General features: G+C 50.2%; 2 protein-coding genes. One reads left to right on the top strand and one right to left on the bottom strand.

From position 1 onward, the window contains the following. Nucleotides 1–476: 476 nt before the first annotated feature. Nucleotides 477–5,585, bottom strand: coding sequence for a hypothetical protein (locus GF309_16465; protein ID MBD3160375.1), 5,109 nt, complete (start codon nt 5,583–5,585; stop codon nt 477–479). Between the two features lie 259 nt (nt 5,586–5,844). On the opposite strand from GF309_16465, the gene GF309_16460 reads away from it, so the two are divergent. Continuing rightward, complete coding sequence (locus GF309_16460) at nt 5,845–7,479, top strand: transposase (protein MBD3160374.1); 1,635 nt, start codon at nt 5,845–5,847, stop codon at nt 7,477–7,479. The last annotated feature ends 7 nt before the right edge of the window (nt 7,480–7,486 follow it).

The following is a 7,486-nucleotide window of genomic DNA, read 5'->3' as shown; positions in this document are numbered from 1 at the left end:
TGAGTATCTGGAACAATAGAAATCTTACAGAATCCTAAATAAATCGTTACATGGAAGTGTAAGATTTCTGTAAGATTTCCTCTTAGTTCGTGTAGGAGGTAGATTACCCTGTACACGCCAAATCGATACCCTACTCGAATGCCAGGAATCTAGCCAGCTAAGCTGAAAACGCAGAGTTTGTCATGGCCATAGCAGATCCACCGGTTTCACAACTATCGCCCTGTCAGCTTCCCGAAAACGGTTTGGACTCCCTGCTCTATCTAATTTTCTCGATAAATGGCGGGAACTCGGAGAAGTCGGCCCGAGTGGAGAAGGCTTCGGCCCCGTTGAAAATGATATGAAATGATTTCACCAATTTTTTCCCTACTTAGTTAACAGCGATAACAGGTCATCGAGCACATATCGCCGTGAGTCGCAGTCTATCTCATACGCCAGAAGCCTGTCAATATCAATAACGAGGTGGATTTGACCACTTCTTATGTGTCATCTGCGATAATATCCCAGTAAGATTCTGGGGACGAAGCATGTATCCTCCGATGTTCTCGTACTGCTTCAGGAATCTGCTCCTTCAACACATTCTCCTCGTTTTCCACATATCCCAAGGCGGGCACCACAATAATTTCGTAATATTTCCGAGTAGCCCCTATTGCCTTCTCGAAGCTCTGCTCGAGCAACAATTTGGGATCATCCAAAAGAACGTCACGGTCCACCGGCTCCTCCCCTCGTTCAGCTTCCCACCAAATGCCCACCTTATCCGCAGAAACCATCACCTTCCACTGATTTGGGGGCGTCAATCCGTCTCCTAGGTGTTCCTCGGCTGAATAGTCATGTTCTATATCATCCGCTTCGATTTCTGAAGCATCAATAAGCTCGCCATGAAGAGTTGGAAATGTTTCAGAGTCGAGGAGTCGGATTCTACTGGCATCTTCGACTTCCACCTCTATCTGATGGACAGTACTGGTGCTGGGTTCAACGAGTTGCTCGATCTCCGTCAGTAAAGCAACCTTGTAGAAACCCAATGCTTGTCCCTCTAGCTCCTTCAGTTTGGATGAGGACGGCAGACCTTCTGCCCTGAACCTGAGGTGCCCTTCTCTTTCAGGAGCTCCAACAATCAGCTGTATCGAATCGCCGTACCGCATGGCAAGCAGATCTGCACAGGTCTCCGGGAGGAAGTAGTGGTCAGGGAAGAACCGAGAATGGTGGACAAGGGGTCTGAGAAAGGATAATGAATACGAGGTCTTCCCGTCATAGTGTTTGACCAGTATCTCATCGTACTCGATGTCGGTGAGGTGGTCCCATTGCACATCCTTACCGCTGGGAGTACGGTATGTTTGCCCCGTCCGTATGGGATGCCGCAACAGGCGTATAACGTCGAATGTATCGTCCAGTTCAACAGTATCATCACCAAGCTTCACAAGGTACATCTTTTTCAGGGGATCCAGTGAGACTGTAACCTTAATTTTCTCCTCGTCAACTACTAGCTCAGCGAGCTCGGTCAGCAGGCCATCGACTGAATCATCCAGGTCTGTGGGAGGTAGTACTGGTGGGGGAACGTAGCCACTGAATCTGGAGACCGCTTCCTGGGAAAGCTCCCCCAGATGAAACCAGGGTATCGCGACGATCTCTCCCGGTGGTGGGGACTTATAGTTGAGCTCACCGACCAGTATCCACTTCTCTTCATGGTCACCTACAAATTCCCATAGGAGGGAGCTATCCTCTATTTTGGTCAGCATGAACGTGACCCGCCCATCGGGGTGCGAATGGTTCTTGGCGAAATTTGCAATAGCGGACCTATCGACAGTGCAGCGGTATGCCCTGCGCGAGAGGCGTGGGATGCCTTCTCCCTCAAGTAGCCCGGCTGCAAACCCCATTTCCTCCGGAATGGTTATCAAACCATCATAACCTCGGTAGCTCTCATACCAGATTACCTGCCCATACATTGTTGAAGCGTAGTCTGCATCTTTGCTACTCGTGTCCGTCCTATCTGCAAGGATTCTTGCTCTGAATACCAGGTTTGAGTAAATTGCATGAAAATCGTACACGGAATCAGCAGTGTCTTCCGCGGTAATATCCGGTTCAAAGCCTATCTGGTAGAATGTCCATTCTGCTACACATGGCCAGAGCCGCAGCATGAGCGCGTGGTCTGTTCTGTCTGTAACTTCTTTGACGGCTGCTAGAACAGCCAAGAACAGATTATTCCCGTATAGCAGGAGAGGGTCTGCTATGTCTGCTGTGGCCTTCTGGAGATTCTCTCGGTTTGCTGAATTCAGAATATCGATTAAATTTCTTCGCTTGGGGGCTAGCACATCCCAGACCCTCTGCCTTACAAGCCTTCGACATATCGCCCGTCCTACCTCTTGCAGTGCTTCCAAGAGAGAATCAGCGTCCCGGGTCACAGAAACGTCAATGCTGCAAATCTCACGGATTCTTTTCAGACACAGGTACAGGTTGTCGTGTGTCGGTACCCTGCTCAAGAGGAATTCAGTAGCATTACGTAGGCGGCGTACTTCTTGACTCCTACACTCTAACGAGTCAATTTTTGCAGCACTAGTCGTCTGGATGATAGGAGGGCGACGTACCGACCCCGGCGCATAGTCCTCATCATCCGGTTCCGGAAAACTATCATAGTACCATTGGCGGGTAATCTTGCTTACTTCAACATAGTATCCCTGCGACCGCGAAGGAGACGGTGGGGGTCGTTCAGGCACCAACTGCAGCCTGTCTGTAAGTGTGTTTGTCACCAGTTCCCCGGATGAAACAGGCGACACTGTCCAGACGGTTCCTGCATCTTCTGAACCCTCCGGACACACCGCCTCTGCATCGCTTCGCGGACGCAGGAGGCTTGGGGCGAGGGACAGTGCAGTATCTTCAATCATTTCAATGGATTCACGGGAAAGCCGAGCTGGGGCTGCATAGATGGATGCAAGACTAACACCACGATTGTGCATGGGCGTCCTCTGGAATTCCCACTTCTTCATTTCGTTCCGGGTCAGGACAGGGTTCTTCTTTGACAACCCTCTGAATTTGCTCGGCCATCCTATGAGCTGGGGTACTCGGATGATGGCCTGCCATGGCATCACAGAAGTCGGTGTGTCCTGGACAATCACTCTTGCATGTGGTACCCACGGACTTGACCATCCGAACACTCTTGGGCAGGTCGGCATGTTGTAGATGATTTCATCAACATGAAACCGTCTGGGAGAGTCATAGCGCAGTGGTTTCACACATTCCTTAAGATAGTCAGGACTGGTCGCAGTATGCTTCACCCCGTCGTCAACCCAGATGACATTCGTATTATCAACGGGGAGGAGATTGAGCAGTAGGTGCTCAATGGAGTTCAGCCCATGCATACGGGTGCCAACAGTAGTATGCTTGAGCTCATCCCACCCATCGACGACAACAATGATTTCTTCGTCTTCTCTTGTCGTTCCAAAAGCGTCGTTCAACTGGTTAGTCAAACTGTTGGAGTCGCCGTCCAGTGCAGATTCTACCTCTTTGTTTAGATCAGTGAACAAGATATTTTCGAGCATCTTTTTCAGAACGCTATACGTCTGCTTGGCGATGAGATTCTTTTCCAGTAGATATTCAAGACCAAATCGAGCCCGTGTCAACTCTGGTGTCGGGAAGTCACCAACGAGGTCAAGCCAACAAATCCGGATGCGTTTCTCGGTATTATCACTACACTCACGCATGTGGTTCAGTAGGTGCCAGTTCTTTGAGACCCATGCACCGGCACGTCCTGCTGAAGTGGAATCGGCAACGGAGATATAGACAGTCAGGACCCTCGCGTCGGACTGTCTGTACTCGAAAGGGTCTTCGGATGGTAAGCAATCTGGTGGCTCAATGCCATCTAGGGCCACATGTGTCTGCTCCGGTGGATACAGAAGCAATCTGATTCGAGGTCCATTCCAGGATTGTTCAGGATCAGGGATCCAAGAAGTCGCTGTGGTTTCGTGCATCGATTGTGTTATCAAGGATGTGGCTACATCATCTAGAAGCTGGTGGAATGCCCTGAATGCCTCCAGGTAGTCTTGGCTCGTGTCAAGTGTGATAACGCCTTTCCATAACGATGCTGAGGAGAGTTTGTCTTCAGAGTGAAGCTGGTTATAGCCCTGAATCAAGCCAGATTCATATGCTTCAAGCTGCTCAATAGTTGCGGTATTTGGTCTTGATTCCGTGAGAACACTCCATTCATCTTCACTGAGTTTTCGTTTCCAGGTGTAGAACTGTGGTCCATACTGTCCCTCTCCCCACCGTGCTTTTGCGCCATAGAGGTTGTAGTCGAAGGCGGTCTTTGTCTTGACCTCTAAGATCATGACAGGCGCCCAGATACCCCGTCCTGTTCCTCCTCTCCTGACAAAGACCACCACATCAGCTTTACCCTTTCCCTTTGGAGTAGCTAGGGGAAGCTCGCCCACAACCAATACAGATGATGCCCCCTCGAGCATAGTATCGCCAGCGTAAGTTACAGACTTGAGCGATTTCGGGTGAGGTAACCCAGAAAGGAGGATTTCGTGCCAGCTAGTTCCCTGTTCTTTGCTTGCAGAGTCAATTCTCTCGAAGAGCTTCTCTACGTCTCGTTTTGCCAGTGTGGTTCCGGCGGCATGGCGTAACATACTACAGGCCGCCCTAACTTCACTGCTAGTGGTTGACATTTCCAGTTCCGAAATCTGATTCTTGAACCACTCCACAGTGTAGTGTGATGACTCTTGGCCCGTTTCCTCTGTAGCTCGTTTCTTTCTCCCGTGCCGCTTTCCATACAAGGCACGAATCTCAAGAACGATATCTCTGAGTGTTCTATCTGCTTCAGGATTGAAGTGTGACTGGCCCGTTTTACCTTGGGTATACACCCAATCGAGAAACGGACGCAACCGGTGAATGAGGAGCCGGATGTATCGCTGAGCGCGGTTCCGCGGTAAGGCGTATATAAAACACTGTCTGCACAGCTCTACTACATGGGCCCGAATCATATCCACGAAATCGAGCTCGGGAAGGCTAGGGTGTTCTAGGAGTAGCAGAGGACCCCTGGATGTGTGTTTGTACCCAGCTCGCCACTTCCTCTTGTCAATCCCCTTGAGCCTTGCCTTGGCGCGTTGAGAGAGATAATCCTGTTTCTGTAGCTCAGACAGTTTCACGTCCTGATAAACCGTCTTGGAAATCACACTGACAGAACCATCGAGACTCTCAAGGATTTGAAAATGGTCTGGGTCAGAAAAAGGGTACCTTGTTACAGCCAAATCTCTGAGCCGTGCACCGGCATAGTTTAGTAGTCCATTGAGAGGCCCTACCGTTCCCTTGCGCCAGCTCCTCACCCGTTTCGTTTCTGTATTCCCATATCTCTTGGTGCTTTCCCATAGAAATCTCAGGAACTGTTTGCGCATGTTTCGCTCTGCTTTTCTGATAGGTCTGAAATCCCAGGGTCGGATTCCCTTTAGCACTTCCACCTTTCTTCTTGCATCGCTCCATATCTTCTGCATACTCAGGTAGAAATCCTTGGTCTGCTCGTTAGCTCGTTTCTCCATCAACCGGAGCAATGCAACGAGACCCGCATAGGTGGTATCCGCTAGGACTCTATTGGGATCCATCTTGCGTGGTCTCCGCCCCATGAATATCAAATCTCGATTGCAGTTTTTATTTATAAGGATTTCATCTGTATTTAGAATAATGAAATTAAGACTAGACTAGTTCTAGCTGACAAATATTAATATACTTTATAAACCGTCTTAATAACTTTATATAGTAATTCAACTACAAGAATATGAGTTCAATAACTCCCTTCAGAACAAACCGAGGAGTGAACTCAACAAAGACAGGTTAGAACTTTATATAGTAAAAAACTAGGCGATGAAGATGGGTCGGTCTCAAGGAACAACAATCAGTGTCAAAGTACCAATCAAGTACTCGGTGATGACAGATCGGACCCAGCAGCGACTGAGGCAGATAGTTGGTCGTGATACCCGGGCCATCCATGCCTTCCTTGGTATCATAGAGGAACACGAGGATGAGTTGTTGAAGGGGAAGAAAGACACGCGTATCAATGCCGCTGAACTGGACAAGCTCACCATGACTGCAATCAAGGTCAAAGAGGGGTACGAACAGCGGCTGACTGTTCCCCATGACATGAAGGAGCGGTTTCCCCGGATGTCAGCAAATGAACTACAGGAGTGCAGAAAGACAGCTCTTCAGATGTATGAGAGTTATCTCGAGCTGAAGAACAAGAACGGCCGGAGGGCATCGCGTCCCTGCACGAGGATTTCATCCTCTCGACGGATTCCGCGTTGGGTGTTTTCTCAGCGGTTCACACTCATTGAGAATGGTACCCATGTTGCACGGTGGTGGCTTGACCTCCGGGACTCCTTGGATTCAGTGCCTGAAGGCCGCAGGATCCACGACCGTTTGCTTATCCCGCTCAATATCTCGCCGTTCCATACCAATCAGTTCGAACGAGGTGAAATCAAAGCACTACAAATCTTCACGGACAGAATGAGCAAGTGGTGGGTGACCTTTGCGGTCAGAATCGACAAGCCAGAGCCTCCTGCTGACAATCTTCCAGTGGCTGTCCTCGGTATCGATCTCGGTATCGAAAAGGCGGCCTGTACAAGCTTGGTTACTCCCCAGAAAGTGCGGGAGAACAAGTACTTCGTGCAGGAAGACAAGGTGGAACGTATCAAAGAGCTCGACAATTTGGTTGCCCAGCTCCAGCACGAAATGCACACCCGGAAGAACAACGGCAACCCTCATGATGAAGTAGCAGCACGACTGCGAAAGCTGAAGAGGAAAAGATACCGTGTAGCAAGAGAATACGACCGGTTCATGGTCAGTCAAATGCTCGATTATATCACCGAACTGTCTGAGCGATACACCCTGTACGTGGCTATCGGTCGGCTCAAAAACATCAGGTACACTGCTCGGCGCGGCAACTACAAAGGGCGGAGGTTCCGGGGGATGATACACTCTTGGGCGTTCGCACGGATAACTGAGACCCTCAAGCACAATCTTGAGCAGCTTGGCTGGCCGGTCGATGGCAAAGGCGCACGCTTTCAGGTGGTACCTGAGAGCTGGACATCGATCATGTGCTGGAAGTGCGGTAACAAGGGTAGAAGACCAAGACAGAACCTGTTTATCTGTCCAACTTGCGGCAACCGGTGCAACGCAGACAGGAACGGCGCCATCAACATCGCTGGAAGACTCATTACGCTCACTTCATCACTGCATGACGTGAGAGGACTAGGCAAGTGGGCTAGCGCAGTAGCGCGACGCGCGCGGCCGAAAGCTCGAGGGAAGCCTTGTGCTTCTCGACGGAAGTCCTTACTCTCCAAACAAGGGACCTCATCAGGTTCCGGAGAGTCCGCGGCTGTTCACCATGTCCAGACGGACCTCCTCAGCTACGGCGACAAAGCTGGGGTGGGTGATCATGACCACGCCGTGGCAAGAACTGTGGAAGAGCTCGCTGTCGCCGGGAGTGATGATCCGGGATGACGACAGG

Source organism: Candidatus Lokiarchaeota archaeon, assembly GCA_014730275.1.
GTDB lineage: Archaea > Asgardarchaeota > Thorarchaeia > Thorarchaeales > Thorarchaeaceae > WJIL01.
Note: the sequence above shows the minus strand (reverse complement) of the source record. Positions and strands in the feature narration are given on the sequence as shown.